Origin of the sequence: Phyllobacterium endophyticum (genome assembly GCF_003010935.1) — a bacterium.
GTDB classification, from domain to species: Bacteria; Pseudomonadota; Alphaproteobacteria; order Rhizobiales; family Rhizobiaceae; genus Phyllobacterium; species Phyllobacterium endophyticum.
The window spans coordinates 63,590-79,864 of the sequence record NZ_PGGN01000006.1 but is presented as its reverse complement, the minus strand read 5'-3'; the positions used below and the strand labels follow the sequence as shown (position 1 = coordinate 79,864).

14 protein-coding genes are annotated in these 16,275 nt (G+C 58.8%); 9 read left to right on the top strand and 5 right to left on the bottom strand.

Features of this window, described 5'->3' with window-relative positions; genetic code table 11:
• Nucleotides 1-112: 112 nt before the first annotated feature.
• The 3 genes from metW to CU100_RS23400 form a co-directional block, all read right to left on the bottom strand.
• The gene (gene metW / locus CU100_RS23410) at nt 113-727 is read right to left on the bottom strand and encodes a methionine biosynthesis protein MetW (RefSeq protein ID WP_106719056.1); all 615 of its coding nucleotides are present in this window, start codon (nt 725-727) and stop codon (nt 113-115) included.
• The gene (gene metX / locus CU100_RS23405) at nt 724-1,911 is read right to left on the bottom strand and encodes a homoserine O-acetyltransferase MetX (protein WP_106719055.1); all 1,188 of its coding nucleotides are present in this window, start codon (nt 1,909-1,911) and stop codon (nt 724-726) included. Before metX ends, metW begins: the two co-directional genes overlap by 4 nt.
• Before the next feature lie 217 nt (nt 1,912-2,128).
• On the bottom strand, nt 2,129-4,495 hold the full coding sequence (locus tag CU100_RS23400; RefSeq protein ID WP_146141896.1) for an alpha/beta hydrolase family protein: 2,367 nt from the start codon (nt 4,493-4,495) through the stop codon (nt 2,129-2,131).
• A 593-nt stretch (nt 4,496-5,088) separates the two neighbouring features.
• Between CU100_RS23400 and hisC the strand changes: the two genes are divergently transcribed.
• From hisC to CU100_RS23380, 4 genes are all read left to right on the top strand, one after another.
• Entirely contained in the window at nt 5,089-6,189 is a 1,101-nt protein-coding gene (gene hisC / locus CU100_RS23395; protein ID WP_407070373.1) for a histidinol-phosphate transaminase, read from the top strand.
• A gap of 155 nt (nt 6,190-6,344) precedes the next feature.
• A complete protein-coding gene (locus tag CU100_RS23390) occupies nt 6,345-7,277 on the top strand; it encodes a prephenate/arogenate dehydrogenase family protein (protein ID WP_106719053.1) in 933 nt (310 codons plus the stop codon).
• 82 nt (nt 7,278-7,359) lie between these two features.
• Nucleotides 7,360-7,620, top strand: a complete 261-nt coding sequence (locus tag CU100_RS23385) for a type II toxin-antitoxin system ParD family antitoxin (protein WP_106719052.1) — start codon at nt 7,360-7,362, stop codon at nt 7,618-7,620.
• A gap of 53 nt (nt 7,621-7,673) precedes the next feature.
• Entirely contained in the window at nt 7,674-7,916 is a 243-nt protein-coding gene (locus tag CU100_RS23380) for a type II toxin-antitoxin system RelE/ParE family toxin (RefSeq protein ID WP_280951633.1), read from the top strand.
• Between the two features lie 15 nt (nt 7,917-7,931).
• Here CU100_RS23380 and CU100_RS23375 read toward each other — a convergent pair whose 3' ends face one another.
• On the bottom strand, nt 7,932-8,999 hold the full coding sequence (locus CU100_RS23375; protein ID WP_106719050.1) for a DUF2125 domain-containing protein: 1,068 nt from the start codon (nt 8,997-8,999) through the stop codon (nt 7,932-7,934).
• Between the two features lie 147 nt (nt 9,000-9,146).
• On the opposite strand from CU100_RS23375, the gene CU100_RS23370 reads away from it, so the two are divergent.
• On the top strand, nt 9,147-9,665 hold the full coding sequence (locus tag CU100_RS23370) for a gamma-glutamylcyclotransferase (RefSeq protein WP_106719049.1): 519 nt from the start codon (nt 9,147-9,149) through the stop codon (nt 9,663-9,665).
• A 103-nt stretch (nt 9,666-9,768) separates the two neighbouring features.
• Here CU100_RS23370 and tlpA read toward each other — a convergent pair whose 3' ends face one another.
• Entirely contained in the window at nt 9,769-10,446 is a 678-nt protein-coding gene (tlpA, locus tag CU100_RS23365; protein ID WP_106719048.1) for a thiol:disulfide interchange protein TlpA, read from the bottom strand.
• 36 nt (nt 10,447-10,482) lie between these two features.
• Here tlpA and argH point away from each other — a divergent pair, with 36 nt between their 5' ends.
• The 4 genes from argH (at nt 10,483) to CU100_RS23345 (ending at nt 16,274) form a co-directional block, all read left to right on the top strand.
• Nucleotides 10,483-11,883, top strand: coding sequence for an argininosuccinate lyase (argH, locus tag CU100_RS23360; RefSeq protein ID WP_106719047.1), 1,401 nt, complete (start codon nt 10,483-10,485; stop codon nt 11,881-11,883).
• A 79-nt stretch (nt 11,884-11,962) separates the two neighbouring features.
• The gene (gene lptM, locus CU100_RS23355; protein ID WP_106719046.1) at nt 11,963-12,148 is read left to right on the top strand and encodes an LPS translocon maturation chaperone LptM; all 186 of its coding nucleotides are present in this window, start codon (nt 11,963-11,965) and stop codon (nt 12,146-12,148) included.
• Between the two features lie 8 nt (nt 12,149-12,156).
• Nucleotides 12,157-13,422 carry a diaminopimelate decarboxylase gene (gene lysA, locus CU100_RS23350; protein ID WP_106719045.1) on the top strand — a complete coding sequence of 422 codons (1,266 nt, stop codon included), beginning with the start codon at nt 12,157-12,159 and terminating at the stop codon, nt 13,420-13,422.
• Between the two features lie 287 nt (nt 13,423-13,709).
• Nucleotides 13,710-16,274 carry a TIGR02302 family protein gene (locus CU100_RS23345; RefSeq protein ID WP_106719044.1) on the top strand — a complete coding sequence of 855 codons (2,565 nt, stop codon included), beginning with the start codon at nt 13,710-13,712 and terminating at the stop codon, nt 16,272-16,274.
• Nucleotide 16,275: the final 1 nt, after the last annotated feature.

The following is a 16,275-nucleotide window of genomic DNA, read 5'->3' as shown; positions in this document are numbered from 1 at the left end:
AAATTTCCCGCGCGGGTTGAGTTTCTCGCGCCAAAATCGGCGGTTTTGAAACCAAACGTTCGACTTCTCGTTCAAAAGCCGGGGTTTCGGTTTTTCTCCTGCGCGATTTTGTTTAGCTCTTGAGCAGAAATACCGCTTGCTGGCCGAAGAGGTTCCAGAAGCCCCAGGGCATGTTGAATCCGAGACGTTCCCCCAAGGCATTCAGGGCGACGGCTGACTCGACCTGAGCACCGACTTCCTTCGTCATGTCGACGAAATCGTTGATCGTGCAAAAATGGATATTTGGTGTGTCGTACCAGCTGTAGGGAAGATCCTTCGTCACCGGCATCCGCCCGTTGAGGGCGAGCGAAGCGCGCACGCGCCAATGACCGAAATTTGGAAACGACACGATCGCCTTCTCGCCGATGCGCAGAAGTTCGGTGAGAACATTTTTCGGATTGCGCGTCGCCTGCAATGTCTGGGACAGGATCACGTAATCGAAACCGCCATCCGGATAATATTTCAGATCGCTGTCCGCATCGCCCTGGATGACGGAAAGTCCGCGCGCAACCGAATCGTTGACGCCTTTTTGCGAGAGTTCGACACCGCGCCCGTCCACGTCCTTGGTGGTCTGCAGAAGCTCCAGCAATTCACCATCGCCGCAGCCGACATCGAGCACACGGGATCCGGGTTCGACCAGCGAGGCGATGACGGCAAAATCGACGCGGGGATGGACGTTGATGCTCATGACGGCACAAGGCCTCTGGCGCGAGCGGCAGACCGGATGAAACCGGTGATCGTGGAAAACATTTCAGGCTCGTCGAGCAGGAACGAATCGTGGCCGCGATCCGACTCGATCTCGACGAAGGAAACCGATGCGCCCGCCGCATTCAAGGCATGCGCAACCATCCGGCTTTCGCTGGTGGGGAAGAGCCAGTCGCTTGTGAACGAGACGATGCAGAACCGCGTCTTCGAACCCGCGAAGGCGTCAGCCAGCCTGCCGCCATGCTCGGCGGCAAGATCGAAATAGTCCATGGCCCGGGTCATATAGAGGTAGGAGTTGGGATCGAAACGCTCGACGAATGTCGTGCCCTGATGGCGCAGATAGCTTTCGATCTGAAAATCGGCATCGAACCCGAATGTCACGTTCTGCCGATCCTGCAGATTACGGCCGAACTTGTTGTGCAGCGCCGTCTCGGACAGATAGGTGATGTGAGCGGCCATGCGGGCAACCGAGAGCCCCTTGCGCGGGACAGTGCCGGCCTCGAGATAACGGCCTTCCTTCCACTCCGGGTCCGCCATGACCGCCTGGCGGCCCACTTCATGGAAGGCGATATTCTGCGACGAATGGCGTGCACCAGTCGCGATTGCAACGGCGGCAAACACCTTGTCGGAATGGCTGGATGCCCATTCGAGAACCTGCATGCCGCCCATGGAACCGCCGATCACGGCAAACAACTGCTCGATGCCGAAATGTTCAACCAGCATGGCCTGTGCGCGCACCATGTCTGCGATCGTGATGATCGGAAGGTCCAGCGCGTAAGGCTTGCCGGTCTCGGGGTTGATGGAGGCAGGGCCGGTCGAGCCGAGACATCCGCCGAGCACATTCGAGCAGATGACGAAATATCGATCCGTGTCGATCGGCTTGCCAGGCCCGATCAAGAGCTCCCACCAGCCGGGCTTGCCGGTTACCGGATGGACATTGGCCACATGCTGGTCGCCGGTCAGCGCATGGCAGACGAGGATCGCATTGGACTTGTCCGCATTAAGCTCGCCATAAGCCTGATAGGCGATCCGAAACGGCGAAAGCGATACACCGCTGTCCAGATGCAACGGCTTGTCAGCGCCAAAATCCACCACCGGGCTATGGGGATTTGTCGCTTCCTGGCTTTGCTGAACTTTTCTAGCGAATGGACGGCTGGCTTTGATCATCACACCGGATTTTGGCTGCACAATTTTGGGTGCGGGCTAGGTATGGTGGCAGCCACGGCAAAGTCAATGATTTGTTTGCTTCACGACCGCCGATATTCACGCTCTGACGGCCTGCAACCGGCGTTTGCAGCCGTCAGAAGCGAATCTCAACGGGCCCTCGGGAGAGTCTCCCCTTGCTGTGGTGACAGGAAGGGGAGGGAGGCAGTGTCAAGGCCGGCTATTTCCCGGCGAGCTTTTGTGCCGGCTTGTCCCGGCCAAGGTTCTGAAGCTCGATATCGGTAATCGCCACCTTGCCGCTTTCTTTCGGGAAGACGAGTTTCAGCTCCTTGAGGTTATTGGTATCGACACCCTCGAAGGCGGCAAGCGGGATGGCGACCATGTTCAAGAGACCTTTTGCTTGACCGACGAATGCTACATCGTCGGGATGGTCCTTGAGCGGCACGCCCTCCCCCTTTTTCCTCGGCCCATTGTAGAGCGCATCGGAAAAGTCGCTTGCCGTCAGTGTTGCATGCCTGTTCGCGCCGTCAGTCAGCGTGACCAGTACCTCCTGGCCCATGGGACGTACCACGCCGATGCGGAAGGTCAGCGAATCCATGCGCCTCGCGGACAGGCCCTTCAGGTCGATGACGATGGAAGGGTTAGGGCTCGACCAAACGAGCTCAACATGGTCGGCAACCACCTGGAAGCCGCGACCCGAGTTATAGTCATAGGCGAAACCGGGCAGACGAGCCGGCTCACTGATATCGAGCGCGCCTCCTCCACCCCAGACCATTGGATAACGGCCTATGGCGTTGAAGTCACTGAACTTGATGCTCCCACCGCGTTCGTTGCGCTCGATACTGTCGTCCCGTTCGAAACGCGCAATCACCTTGCGCCGGTTGCTTCCCTTTTGCACTGTCAGCACAACCCGCTCGTCACAGGGGCCAACTCCCGACTCGCAGACGGCGTCCGGCAACTGTGCCGTGCCGTTCCAATAAGCATCAAATTTTTGCTCGCCCCCCACATGATAACGCATGAAGGAGTTGATGAGGAATAGGCCATTGCTTTCCTGAGCAGATCGGGTGAGCCGCATGCTGCCGACGGGAGGAGTGTCGCAGTAAGCTGTACTGTCCTTGTCTTTTCCCCACACGCGATTGTAGTAGCCGTGGTTCGCACCTTTGACAAATATCTGATAGCGCGGCGCGATGTCGGCGGTGGCACCATAGCGGTTATGATCAAAAGAAGAGGCACCTGCCAGATCGTTCACATCACCATCGCATTGCGGCAGCAGGTTCGCCAGCGGGACATTATTGACGCCGAGATTGCCGTTATTGTCCATTGGAGCCAGCATAAACGCACCCTTGAAGTCGTAAGGCGCTACACTTTCCCGGCCCGCAGCGTAGAATAGATTGTACTTGTCAATTGCCTTATTGAACTTTTCGTCGTCGAGGCTGGCAGGCACAGGAGCAACCACCGGCACGGCTGGAACCGCCGGTACGATTGCAGTCTTCAAATCCGGGAAAGCCTTATCGAAGGCAGAGGGATCGCTGATCAAGGTCGCTTTCATGCTCTCAATGCTGCTAGCGTCAAACGCTCCATTGTATTTCACAATGGCCGCCTTAAATTTCTCCTCATCAATGCTTGCCGGTATTTCCTTCACTGCCGCTTCATAGCTGACTTCCGGTGTTACAGTGGCTGCGAGGTCCGGAAATTTGCTTTGGAAGAAATCTGGGTCTGCCTTCACCGCCTCTTTGAGATCATTGGGACTGACACCCACCCGTGTTGCGTCATACTTGATTGCGCTGGACACGCCCTGTCCGCCGCGCGAGTGGCCCATGATGCCGATGCGGGTGAAGTCGAGCTTGCCCTTCAGCGCGTCGAGTGGGCCAGCATCCCCATCTTCATTGACCTGCCCGTTTTTGTCGATCTGGCGTAGCCGGTCGAGCGTGCCGAGAATCAGCTGTGCCCGTGCTTGACCATCGTTTTCATCAACATCGTTGGCGGCGTCTGCGTCTATCGAAAGGACGACATAGCCATGGCTGGCGAGTTCCTGGGCCAGATAGTCATAGCCCTTGTAGCTCCCTGTATCTCCCATGCCATGCTCGAAGAGGATGATTGGAAAGCGGCCTTTGGTGGCAAGCGGGCTGATTGGCTGCTGAGGAAAATTCAACCCGCCGGCGATCGGTGCAATGAAGATATTGTCGTCCTTCCCAGTGGTCAGGTCTTTGGCCTCCGAAGCAACAAGGTTGCCAAGGTTATACTCCATCTCCGGCGATGAGCGGAATGTCGCCCCGCCTGCCGTATCGGGCGCGATTTCGGTGAAGCGTCCGACTTTTGCCGGCAGCGGGGTGGCAAGGCCTCCCGTCGTGACCGGATCGCCTGCCGGCTTGCCGACGGTTATGGTTCCCTTGACCGGCTCGTCCTTCGGATCGAGCTTCGGTGTCTCGACCACCGCCGTCGTGGCCACCGGATCGAACGTAGAGCCCGATACCGGCGTCTTGTCCTCGTTACAGCCTGATAAAGCGGCAGCAAGCAGCGCCGATATGCACGCTGTTTGTGCAAGTTTGCACGCGAAACGCGTGCGAGGTTTCAACCACTGCGTCATTGTAAATATTCCTCAACTGGAGGTCGCATTCTTTGAAATAATCGACCGTGAAAAGACAAAAAATATGGGATGGCAAATAGTCATGCGCCCGCACGGATTCATGCGCACAGGCTCACATCAATCGACAAAGCAATGATCGTGCCAGTTCGGTCGGGGTTCTCGCCCTCTCCTCCGGCCCTTCGGGCCACCTTCTCCCCGTCGAGGAGAGGAAATCACAGCCCTCCATCATCCCCTGAACCAGATGAAGCGCGTAGCCCTAGGGGTCCTCGGGTCAAGCCCGAGGATGACGGGAGAGGGTGGTGTTATGGCCGGGAATAACCCGGAGAGGTCGAGTTTCAGAGGATGACGGAGAGGCTGTGTTCATGCGGAGAACAACCGGACGGGGCCGGCTCGAGGATGACGGAGAAGGCGGTGCTATAGGGGTGCCGTGGGCGAGGATGACAGAGAGGTAAGCGGCGGTCAGGGGACAGTACGCTTCACGAACGGTTCTTCGTGAATTTGCGCCGGTCGCGGCATTTTTCTCGACATTGATCCCATTGGCAGTTATGTCCGCACGGTGCTTTTGCCCCTTGCGGACCCGACGAATTATGACAATGACACGACAAGACATGCGACCAACGCCCAAAGCCGGCATTCTCGACGTAGCTGCCTATGTCCCCGGCAAGGAACATGCACCGGGTGTCGCCAAGGTCCATAAGCTGTCGGCCAATGAAACGCCGCTTGGCGCCAGCAAACACGCTATCGAGGCCTTTCGCGAGGCTGCCGGCAAGCTTGAGATTTACCCGGATGGCCAGGCAACCGCGCTGAAGAAGGCGATCGCCGAAGTGCACCGTCTCAATGCCGGGAACATCCTTTGCGGCAACGGTTCCGACGAACTGCTCGGTTTGCTTTGCCAGACCTACCTTTCGCCCGGGGACGAGGCGATTTACACGGAACATGGTTTCCTGGTCTACAGAAACTACATCATGGCCGCAGGCGCAACGCCGGTCATCGCCAAGGAGAACAATGAACGGGCCGAGGCCGACGCTATCCTGAGCGCGGTCACGCCGCGCACGAAGATAGTTTTCCTTGCCAACCCGAACAACCCGACTGGCACCTACCTGCCTTTCGAGGAAGTGCGCCGCCTGCACGACGGTCTGCCCCGGAACGTATTACTGGTCATCGACGCTGCCTATGCTGAATATGTGCGCCGCAACGACTACGAAGCCGGTGTCGAACTCGTATCGTCCTTTGAAAACGTTGTGATGACGCGGACCTTTTCCAAGATTTACGGGCTGGCGGCGCTTCGCATCGGCTGGATGTTCGCACCGGTCCATGTCATCGATGCGGTCAACAGGATACGCGGTCCTTTCAACATGAACTCGGCGGCCATTCTCGCCGGGACTGCCGCTGTCCGCGACCGGGCGCATGTCGCGGAGGCTGCCGCGTTCAACGAGACATGGCGTGTCTGGTTGACCGAGCAACTGACGGCACTTGGCCTGCGGGTGACGCCATCTGTCGGAAATTTCCTGCTTGTGCATTTCCCCGACGACGCCGCGAAGTCGGCCGAGACGGCCGATGCCTATCTTACGAGCAAGGGCTATATCTTGCGCCGCGTCACGGGATACGGATTTCCGAACGCGTTGCGCCTTACCATCGGATCCGAAGAAGCCAATCGCGGCGTGGTCGCCGCACTCTCCGAATTTCTTCGTTGAGTTTTGTGCCATGACGGGCTGCAAATGGCGTTTTCTGTGCTCCGGTGCTCACGTACCCTAAAGTACGCTGCGCTCCGGTGCTCGAAAACCACCATTTTCGCCCCGTCCTGACACGAAATTCCGACACAGCATTAAGTGAATCAGCAGGTCAGAAAATGTCCAAAGTTCATTTCGATACAATCGCACTGATCGGCATCGGCCTTATCGGTTCGTCGCTGGCGCGGGTCATCAAGCGCGAGGGCCTTGCCGACAAGATCGTCATTTCCACCCGCAGCGAAAGCACATTGGCTCGTGCCAGGGAACTCGGTCTTGGCGACAGCTATACGCTTGACACCGCCGAGGCCGCCAAGGGCGCCGATCTCGTCATCGTTTCGGTGCCTGTGGGATCGTCCGGCGAAGTGGCGCGGCAGATCGCCGGTTCGCTGAAGCCGGGGGCGATCGTCACCGACGTGGGTTCGACCAAGAGTTCGGTGATTGCGCAGATGCAGCCGGAACTACCGGCCAACGTGCATTTCATTCCGGGGCATCCGCTGGCGGGAACCGAATATTCCGGCCCCGATGCCGGTTTCGCCGATCTGTTCATCAACCGCTGGTGTATCCTCACGCCGCTGCAGGGAACGGATCCGGACGCTATCGTCAGATTGACGAGGTTCTGGGAGGTCTGCGGTTCGCGGCTCGACACCATGGACCCGGTGCATCATGACCGCGTGCTCGCCATCGTCTCGCATCTTCCCCACCTGATCGCCTACAATATCGTCGGGACGGCCAGCGATCTGGAAGAAGTCACGAATTCCGAGGTCATCAAATATTCGGCTTCCGGCTTTCGCGATTTTACCCGTCTCGCGGCATCCGATCCCACCATGTGGCGCGATGTGTGCCTGCACAACAAGGATGCCATCCTTGAAATGCTGTCGCGGTTTTCCGAGGATCTCGCCTCGTTGCAGCGATCGGTCCGCTGGGGCGACGGCGACGCGCTTTTCGACCTCTTTACCCGGACGCGTGCCGTGCGGCGCGGCATCATCGACGCGGGTCAGGAAGTGGATGCGCCGGACTTCGGACGGCAAAAGGCAGCAGTTCCGCCGAAGTGACAGCGAATGGGCGGTTCATTGGCAATTTTTGCTTGATAACTATTATCAAGGCTTCATATAGTAGTTATTGGAGGTGCGGCAAATGGCTCAAAGCGTCGAACTTGGCAATCTGGAATCCGTTCTCAATCGGCTGGTTGAAAGCGGCCGGTACAACTCGAAGAGCGAAGTCCTGCGGGAAGGTATCCGGCTCGTTGACGAGAGGGAGAGGCGTTTGGAGGCACTCGATGCTGCGTTGGCGCGGGGGTTGGCCGATGTCGAGGCGGGCCGCGTCCGGCCGATACAAGATGTCTTTGACGAGTTGAAAGCGCGCTACACCAAGATGGCGGAAGAACGCGGCCTTTGAAGGTTCAATTCACAGAGGAAGCACGCCAGGATTTGCTCGCGATCGGCGATTAAATTGCTGGTGACAATCCTCGGAGAGCACTGACCTTCATGAGCGAACTTCAAGCCCGTTGCCTGGCTATCGGGGATTTTCCCGAGGCCATCGCGTTGCTCTCACGTCATGCGGGGACAAGCATCCGACGGGCGGTTCATGGCAACTATGCAATATTTTATATTGCAGGTCGCGAAACAGTTAATGTTTTGCGTGTCCTCAATAGTGCGATGAACTATGAAAGGTTTCTGTTTGAAGACGACTGATGCCGTATTCTTAAATCAAAGCGCAGGCAGCCGTCCGATACTGATGAACCCGACCGACATTTTGCCGTTCTTGACCGTGATCGGGAGCGTAGGCGCGCCGCTCTCATCCTTCGGGACGAACGCCATTGCCTGGACGACCGTCGAGATCGTGTTGTCTGCTTCAGGAAATATGGCCTGCATGACCTTGGCGACGCCCTCCGGATCGCGCAAGGTGACCTTGAAATCGCCACTTACGCGGCCGTCATCGGCAACGGAAAACGGACCGGAGATCGAGATCCCGCTGCCATCCTGAAAAGCTACGTCTACCTTGCGAAGCGTACCGGTCTGGCCGCGCAGAACGGAAAGATCGCGCCCCGGTTTCCCCAGAAGCGCGAACCCATTGGCAAGCTGGACCTCGGCAGCGCCGGTCAACTCCGGCAGTGGCCGGTTGAAGACCACGTTGTCTGCAAACTTCAGCCTGTCGAAGGCAAGTGCGATGTCCATCTGCGGCTCGCTGGCGTCGAATTGCAGTTTTCCGGTCTGCATGACAGCGAGCGCGGCAGGATCGCCAGGCTTTTCGCGCTCGTTGACCATGACATTGCTGCCTTCGATGGACAGGTGTTTGGGCAGCGGTTTGTCGAGGCGTATGCTCGTGGCGAGACTGTGCCATTTTACGTCGAGGGGTGGAACACCCGGAACGCTGACTGTAGCAGGACCTTCGACGCTGCTGGCGATCTGCAGGGGATCGTAAATCCGGGCGGCGGAACGCAAGCTGCCTGCGGTTATCGATATGCCCTTGGCCTGATCGACCCAGCCGACCCTCGAGCAATCGAGACCGACGCGCACGGGATAACCGCTCGCAGTGGCGTTTTCGCAGATGGCATCGATCCCCTGTTGCTTGAATGCTGCGATGTTCGTGGCAACGCGGCTCTCGAGCTGATTGGCCAGGAAGTACCAGCCCGCAGTGTACAGCAAGGCAGCAAGGACAATAAGTCCGCCGATGATAAGGGGCGCTCTTGAAGGCTTGCGGATATTGTCGGCAGTGCTTGACGGCATCGTGCTGGTCTCGCTATCGGTCAGTTGACAATCCAACCCGGCGGTCATCTGATGCGATTTTCTGTGTTTCCGGCGCTCATGGACGTGATGTCCACTGCGCTCCGGGCCCGACAAAACCACACCAGTTGACTCGCCGGGCCGATCTCGAACGGTCTTTCTGGCAAATCACTATCAAAGAAATCTATCAGGACGGATATGGGCGATTTTTGGGTCTTTGGCTATGGCTCTCTGATGTGGAAGCCCGGCTTTGCACATGTCGAGACCCTGCACGCGCGCCTGCATGGCTATCGCAGGGCGCTGTGCGTACGATCCTATGTGCACCGCGGAACCCCCGAGCGCCCAGGGCTGGTTCTCGGGCTCGACCGCGGCGGATCCTGTCTCGGGATGGCGTTTCGCGTGCCAGGCGATCTTGAAGATGAGGTGGTCGCCTATCTGCGCGAGCGCGAATTGGTCACGCATGTCTATATCGAGCGGCGACTGGGTATCAGGCTGGAGGACGGGCGCAAGGTGGAGGCGCTGACCTATGTCGTGGATCGCAACCACGTACAATATGCCGGTGCGCTCTCCGTCGATGAGGCCGCGGCTGCCGTGCGCGGCTCGGTTGGTCAATCCGGCCGCAACGAGGACTATGTACACAGTACGCTGGAGCATATGCACAAGATGAAAATCCGCGACCACTGGATGGAGGCGGTCGTCGCGGCGGTTGACCGGTGATTCACGCTATGCGGCCTGCAAACAGCGTTGCCCGGTGCTCCGGTGCGCGAATCAGCGTTTTCGTCTCGCCTCGACGTGAATCCAGGCAGACAGGTCCTGCAGCCTAGAGGCCCGTCGCTGTCTCGACGAAACGGGCGGCGTCATCGCTGGACCAGTCCGCGGGCCCGTTCATTGCCGCAATCTGGCAGCCATCCTTGTCCACGAGCATGGTCACAGGCAGGCCGAAGGCCAGATTCTTGCGCTTCAAATCGTTGAACACGCCCATCGATGCATCGCGGTATAGCTGCAACGACTTGACGCCGATCTCGCTCAGAAACGCCTTGGGCTTCTCGTCGTCGCCCGTGTCGATATTGATGGTCACGACCTGAAAATTGTCGCTGCCCTTCTTGGTCTCCAGCGCATCGAGCGCAGGCATTTCCTCGCGGCACGGCACGCACCATGTCGCCCACAGGTTGACGAGAAGCGTCTTGCCCTTGAAGTCGCCGAGTCGAACCGGCTTTCCGTCGGGCGCGGTGAAGGTCAAGGCCGACATCGACTGGGGCGTATCCGCGCCGCGCATGGCCGCAACGGCACCGACTGCCGCGCTGTCCAGCTTCCTGGCATCAGCAGTTTTCATGGCGCATTGATCAGCCGGATTTGTCCCGGCGACAATATTGCCAGAGGGCCGCTCCATCACGTATACCGCAACCGCACCGGCAACGATGCCTGCGAGCCCTGCAAGGAGAATGATTTTCCTGCTGCCGCTCCGTGGCGTTTTCTGAATTTCGTGGCCGTCCGTCATTTGTCACCGTCTCGCTTCTCACCCAAGGCGCAATTCATGTCCGACAAGAAGAACAGCAATGAAATGTGGGGAGGCCGTTTTGCTTCCGGTCCTGCCGCCATCATGGAAGAGATCAACGCTTCCATCGGCTTCGACCAGAAACTCTACGCCCAGGACATCCAGGGTTCGCTTGCCCATGCAGCCATGCTTGCGAAAACCGGCATAATCTCAGGCGACGACCACGACAAGATCGCAAAGGGCCTGAACACGATATTGTCAGAGATAGAGACGGGAAAGTTCATTTTTTCGCGCAAGCTCGAAGACATTCACATGAATATCGAGTCGAGACTGGCCGAATTGATCGGTGCGCCGGCCGGCCGGTTGCACACGGCCCGATCGCGCAATGACCAGGTTGCCGTTGATTTCCGGCTTTGGGTGAAGGCTGAGTTCGAGAAAACTGCGATAGCGTTGAAAATGCTCATCGAAGCTTTCTTGAAACGCGCCGCCGAGCATGCCACGACCTTGATGCCGGGGTTCACGCATCTGCAGACGGCCCAGCCGGTGACGTTCGGGCATCATTGCATGGCCTATGTCGAAATGTTCGGCCGCGATCTGAGCCGGGTGAGGGACGCTATCGAGCGCATGGACGAATCGCCGCTGGGCGCTGCCGCCCTCGCAGGAACCGGCTTTCCGATCGACCGGCACATGACCGCCAAGGCGCTCGGCTTCCGGGAACCGACACGCAATTCGCTCGACAGTGTTTCGGACCGCGACTATGCGCTGGAATTTCTCTCGACTGCCGCAATCACCGCGACGCACCTGTCACGGCTTGCCGAGGAAATCGTCATCTGGTCGACGCCGCAATTCGGTTTCGTGCGGCTGTCCGACAGTTTCTCGACGGGCTCGTCGATCATGCCGCAGAAAAAGAACCCGGATGCGGCGGAACTCGTACGTGCCAAGACAGGCCGCATAACCGGGTCTCTCGTCGGGCTGCTCACCGTGATGAAAGGCCTGCCGCTGACCTATTCGAAGGACATGCAGGAAGACAAGGAAGCGGTCTTCGATGCGGCGGAAACGCTGGAACTCGCCATCGCCGCGATGACCGGCATGGTCGGTGACATGACCATCAACACCGCCGCGATGAAGAAGGCGGCGGGTTCCGGTTATTCCACCGCGACCGACCTTGCAGACTGGCTGGTGCGCGAGCTTGGCCTGCCTTTCCGCGAGGCGCATCACGTAACCGGACGAGCGGTGGCGCTGGCGGAGCGGCAGAAGGTCGACCTGGGCAAGCTGGCGCTCGAGGATATGCAGGCGATACATCCCGGAATAACGGATGCCGTGTTCGGCTACCTGACGATCGACAAGTCGGTGCGCAGCAGAAAATCCTATGGGGGGACCGCCCCGGGCGAGGTACGACGCCAGATCAGGTTCTGGCAAAAACGCCTCGGGAAACTCTAAACCATAATCGGTTGGCGATGGGGGTGCAAAGCGCGCCTTCATACGCTAGACAGAGTAAACGCTATTCGGGATAAAACTTATGACGAGCCGTTCTTTTTTGACGACAATTGTGATGTCGATTGCAATCGCAAGCGCTGTTTCGGCATGTGGCCGGAAAGGCGATCCGGAATTGCCGCCAGCCTCCGTCACGACCATGCCCGGCGAGCCGAAGACGGTAAAACCGCCCGTTGAGGACAAGCGCTTCATTCTCGACCCATTGATCTAGGCACATAAGTGAATCATTTCGGCTACAGAGACGGCGTCCTTCATGCTGAGGGCGTCAGCATTCCCGATATCGCCAAGGCGGTCGGAACCCCCTTCTATTGCTATTCGACGGCGACGATCGAGCGGCATTTCAAGGTTTTCTCGGCAGCATTCGCCGACATGGACACGCTTGTCGCCTATGCGCTGAAAGCCAATTCCAACCAGGCCGTCCTGAAGACGCTGGCTCGCCTCGGTTCGGGCGCCGACGTGGTTTCGGAGGGTGAAATGCGCCGGGCACTCGCCGCAGGCATCCCTGCAGGCAAGATCGTCTTTTCCGGCGTCGGCAAGAAACAGGGCGAGATGGATTTTGCCCTGGCCGCGGGGATCCATTGTTTCAATGTCGAATCCGAGCCGGAACTAGAAATGCTCTCGGCGCGCGCCGTTGCTGCCGGAAAAATCGCCCCGGTATCGCTACGCATCAACCCGGATGTCGATGCCAAGACCCACAAGAAGATCTCGACGGGGAAATCCGAGAACAAGTTCGGAATTCCGCTGGCGAAGGCCAGCGCCATCTATGCGCGTGCTTCCCTACTGCCCGGCCTCAAGGTCACCGGCGTCGACATGCATATCGGCAGCCAGATCACCGATCTCGAGCCGTTCGACAATGCTTTCAGGCTGCTGGCCGAACTGGTGGCGCAGTTGCAGGCGGACGGTCACGACATCAAGCATGTCGATCTCGGCGGCGGCCTTGGCATTCCCTACCATTTCGATAACAACCCGCCGCCGCTTCCCGACGCCTATGCGCAGATCGTGCAGAAGCATATCAAGCCGCTGGGCCTGAAAACCATCTTCGAGCCAGGCCGCCTCATCGTCGGCAACGCTGGAATTCTGGTTACCGAGGTCATCTATCTCAAGGAAGGCGACGCAAGGAACTTCGTCATCGTCGATGCGGCGATGAACGATCTTATCCGGCCGACGCTCTACGATGCGTTCCACATCATGCATCCAGTCAAGGAGCCCGGCGCCAATGCTCCGCGCATCCGCGGGGATGTGGTCGGTCCGGTCTGCGAAACCGGGGATTATCTCGGCCTTGACCGTGATTTGCCGCGCCCGGCACCCGGCGACCTGATCGCCATCGGGACGGCGGGCGCCTATGGCGCCGTGCAGGCGGGAACATACAACACCCGCCTTCTCGTGCCAGAGGTGCTGGTGAACGGCGACCTGTTCCATGTGGTGCGCCCGCGCACGACCTATGATGAGCTGATCGGACTGGATTCCATTCCGGAGTGGCTTTAGCATTCCTCGAATAGACCCTTCCCTGCTGCTACGCAGCCTCCCTACCCACAAGGGGGGAGGGCGGGACCGGTGCACCATCAATGCACGTTCATGCAATTCTCTGGGATAGATGAGCTAGCGCCTGGCCCTGCCATGTGGGAAGGGACAGAGCGAAGCGGCGGGGAGGCCAATTTCGCCTCTACACAAAACTATGATCGCTTTTTGATCCCAAGGCCTCGCCTTTGCCATGATGAATGGTATTGTCAGGGGAGGCCGATACCTTTCGATACCGGCGAGATGGAGCGCGCATGACCGATCAACAACCCGAACAGGGGGACGCGATCAGGTTCAGGTTCGATATTTTCAGGAGTATCGATCGCCTTCGTTTGTCCACGTGGTTGACCGTTGTTTTCGAGCGTTTGTGGCCGCTGGTGCTGCCGCTTCTATTGGCAATCGCGGTTTTCCTGTGCCTGTCCTGGTTTGGTATTTTCCGGATCGTTCCAGATGTCCTGCGCCTGGGCCTGCTGGCGCTTTTTGCTCTTTGCGTGCCCGCCTGCCTTTATCTCCTGCTGAAATTCCGGCTTCCGGATCATGGGGAAATCAGCCGACGGCTTGAAAAGGTCAATGAGCTGGATCACCAGCCGATCAGCGTACAATCGGAAGAACTCGCCAACAGGACCATCGATCCATTTGCACAGGCGCTGTGGGACGAACACCGCAAGCGCATGGCGGAGCGCATCAACAACCTGAAGAGCGGCCTGCCGCAGACCCGTATTCCAGAGCGTGATCCCTGGGCCGTGCGCGGTGTCATCGGGCTGTTTCTCGTCATCGCCTTTGCCTTTTCCGGTGGACCCCTTGGCGGGCGGATAAGCGATGCGTTTCGCAGTCACAGCAAGAGCGAAGCGGTTCCGCCGCGCATAGACGCGTGGATAACACCGCCGCGCTATACCGGGCGTGCGCCGCTGTTTCTGACATCCGCAGCCAATGCCGAGGAAAAGCAGTTTACCGTTCCGCAGGATAGTACGCTGGTCGTTCGCATCATTGGCGGCAGCGGGTCCGAGAAGGTCACGCAGACGACGATGGACGGTGACGCAGCCGATATCGCCGCGAAGGAACAGGGCAAGACGGAGGAAAACCCGGCAACGGCCAAAGCACGTCCAAAGAATTTCGAAATGCCGATAAAGGTCGATAGTTCGGTAAGCCTGTCCGACGATGGCAATGTGCTTGCAGGCTGGACGTTTGCGGTGACGCCCGACCAGCCGCCGTCGATCCGTTTCACCAAAGAACCTTCGAGTGCTGCCAATGGCACGATGGAGGTTTCCTACGAGATCAAGGATGATTATGGCGCGGCAAGCGCCGTGGCGCAGATCGAACAGTCACTGCCGGCGGACAAGAACGCCCGCCCGCTTTTCAAGGCGCCTGAACTGCCACTGGCCATGCCGCGGCGGGGCGACCAGCCCAAGGAAACCAAGACCACCAAGGATCTTACCGAACATCCATGGGCGGGATCCGAAATCCGGATGACCCTTGTCGCGACTGACGACGCGAAGCAGGAGGCGAGGAGCGAGACCAAGATGCTGGTCATGCCCGAGCGCCCCTTCGCCAATCCGCTGGCGAAGGCTGTCATCGAACAGAGGCGTATTCTGGCGCTGGACGCCAATGCCAAGCCGGCTGTTCTCGACATGGTGGATGCGATCACGATCTGGCCGGAAGAGACCATCAAGAATGCTTCTCACTATCTCGCGCTGCGCAGTGTGCGCTCGCGACTCAATCTCGCTCGCAGCGACGACCAGTTGCGCGATGTCGTTGCCTATATGTGGCAGGTCGCGCGCGGCATCGAGGATGGCGCTCTCTCGGATGCTGAAAGGCGTCTGCGCCAGGCACAGGAGGCGTTGAAACAGGCTATCGAGCAGGGGGCAAGCCAGGAGGAAATCGAAAAGCGCATGACGGAACTGCGCGAGGCGATGAACGAGTACCTGCGTGAATTTGCCGAGAAAGCGCAGAAGAACCCGAACATGGCCCAGCTGCCAAATCCGAACATGCAGGAACTGCGGCAGGAAGACATAGACAAGATGCTCGACCGTATCGAGGATCTGGCCAAGCAGGGCGCGAAGGATCAGGCGCAGCAGCTTCTCTCCGAGCTTGAAAACATGATGAACAACCTGCAGATGGGCCAGCAGCAGCAAAATCAGCAGGGCCAGCAAGGCCCGATGAAGGAGCAGATGAACAAGCTGGGCGAATTGATGCGGCGCCAGCAGGACCTGATGAACAAGACCCACCGGCTGGAGCAGCAGCGTCAGAACGGCATGCAGCAGGACCAGGGACAGCAGGGGCAAAACGGCCAGGAGGGACAACAGGGCCAGATGTCCGAAGAGGATATCGCCAAGGCCCTGCGCGGCCTGCAAGAAGGGCAGGGCAAGGTGCAGTCTGACCTGGAGCAGATGATGAAGGACCTGAAGGGTCTGGGTATCAACCCCGGCGAGGGTTTTGGCGATGCCAACAAGTCGATGGGCGAGGCAGGCAAGGCGCTGGGCCAGGCCGATGGCGGCCAGGCGCTCGACAAGGAGAGCAATGCGCTCGATGCCCTGCGCCGCGGCGGACAGGACATGATGAAGCAGATGCAGCAGGCGATGGGTCAGGAAGGCCAGACCGGCGGACCCAACGGACAGCAGCAGCAAAACGGCAGGCTCGATCCCCTCGGACGCCAGCGCGCCACCGGTGAATTCGTCGACGATTCCAAGAACATGGTGCCGCAAGAACTGGATATTCAGCGGGCGCGCGAAATCCTCGAAGAAATTCGCAAACGCCTCGGCAACGCCCTCAGCCCGCAAATGGAAAAAGAATATCTCGAGAGATTGCTGAAATTCGATTGAC

Excerpts from the sequence above, each read along its gene's own strand:
- metW (WP_106719056.1), bottom strand. The coding sequence starts at position 727 with ATGAGCATCAACGTCCATCCCCGCGTCGATTTTGCCGTCATCGCCTCG.
- metX (WP_106719055.1), bottom strand. The coding sequence starts at position 1,911 with ATGATCAAAGCCAGCCGTCCATTCGCTAGAAAAGTTCAGCAAAGCCAG.
- CU100_RS23400 (WP_146141896.1), bottom strand. The coding sequence starts at position 4,495 with ATGACGCAGTGGTTGAAACCTCGCACGCGTTTCGCGTGCAAACTTGCA.
- hisC (WP_407070373.1), top strand. The coding sequence starts at position 5,089 with ATGACACGACAAGACATGCGACCAACGCCCAAAGCCGGCATTCTCGAC.
- CU100_RS23390 (WP_106719053.1), top strand. The coding sequence starts at position 6,345 with ATGTCCAAAGTTCATTTCGATACAATCGCACTGATCGGCATCGGCCTT.
- CU100_RS23385 (WP_106719052.1), top strand. The coding sequence starts at position 7,360 with ATGGCTCAAAGCGTCGAACTTGGCAATCTGGAATCCGTTCTCAATCGG.
- CU100_RS23375 (WP_106719050.1), bottom strand. The coding sequence starts at position 8,999 with ATGACCGCCGGGTTGGATTGTCAACTGACCGATAGCGAGACCAGCACG.
- CU100_RS23370 (WP_106719049.1), top strand. The coding sequence starts at position 9,147 with ATGGGCGATTTTTGGGTCTTTGGCTATGGCTCTCTGATGTGGAAGCCC.
- tlpA (WP_106719048.1), bottom strand. The coding sequence starts at position 10,446 with ATGACGGACGGCCACGAAATTCAGAAAACGCCACGGAGCGGCAGCAGG.
- argH (WP_106719047.1), top strand. The coding sequence starts at position 10,483 with ATGTCCGACAAGAAGAACAGCAATGAAATGTGGGGAGGCCGTTTTGCT.
- lptM (WP_106719046.1), top strand. The coding sequence starts at position 11,963 with ATGACGAGCCGTTCTTTTTTGACGACAATTGTGATGTCGATTGCAATC.
- CU100_RS23345 (WP_106719044.1), top strand. The coding sequence starts at position 13,710 with ATGACCGATCAACAACCCGAACAGGGGGACGCGATCAGGTTCAGGTTC.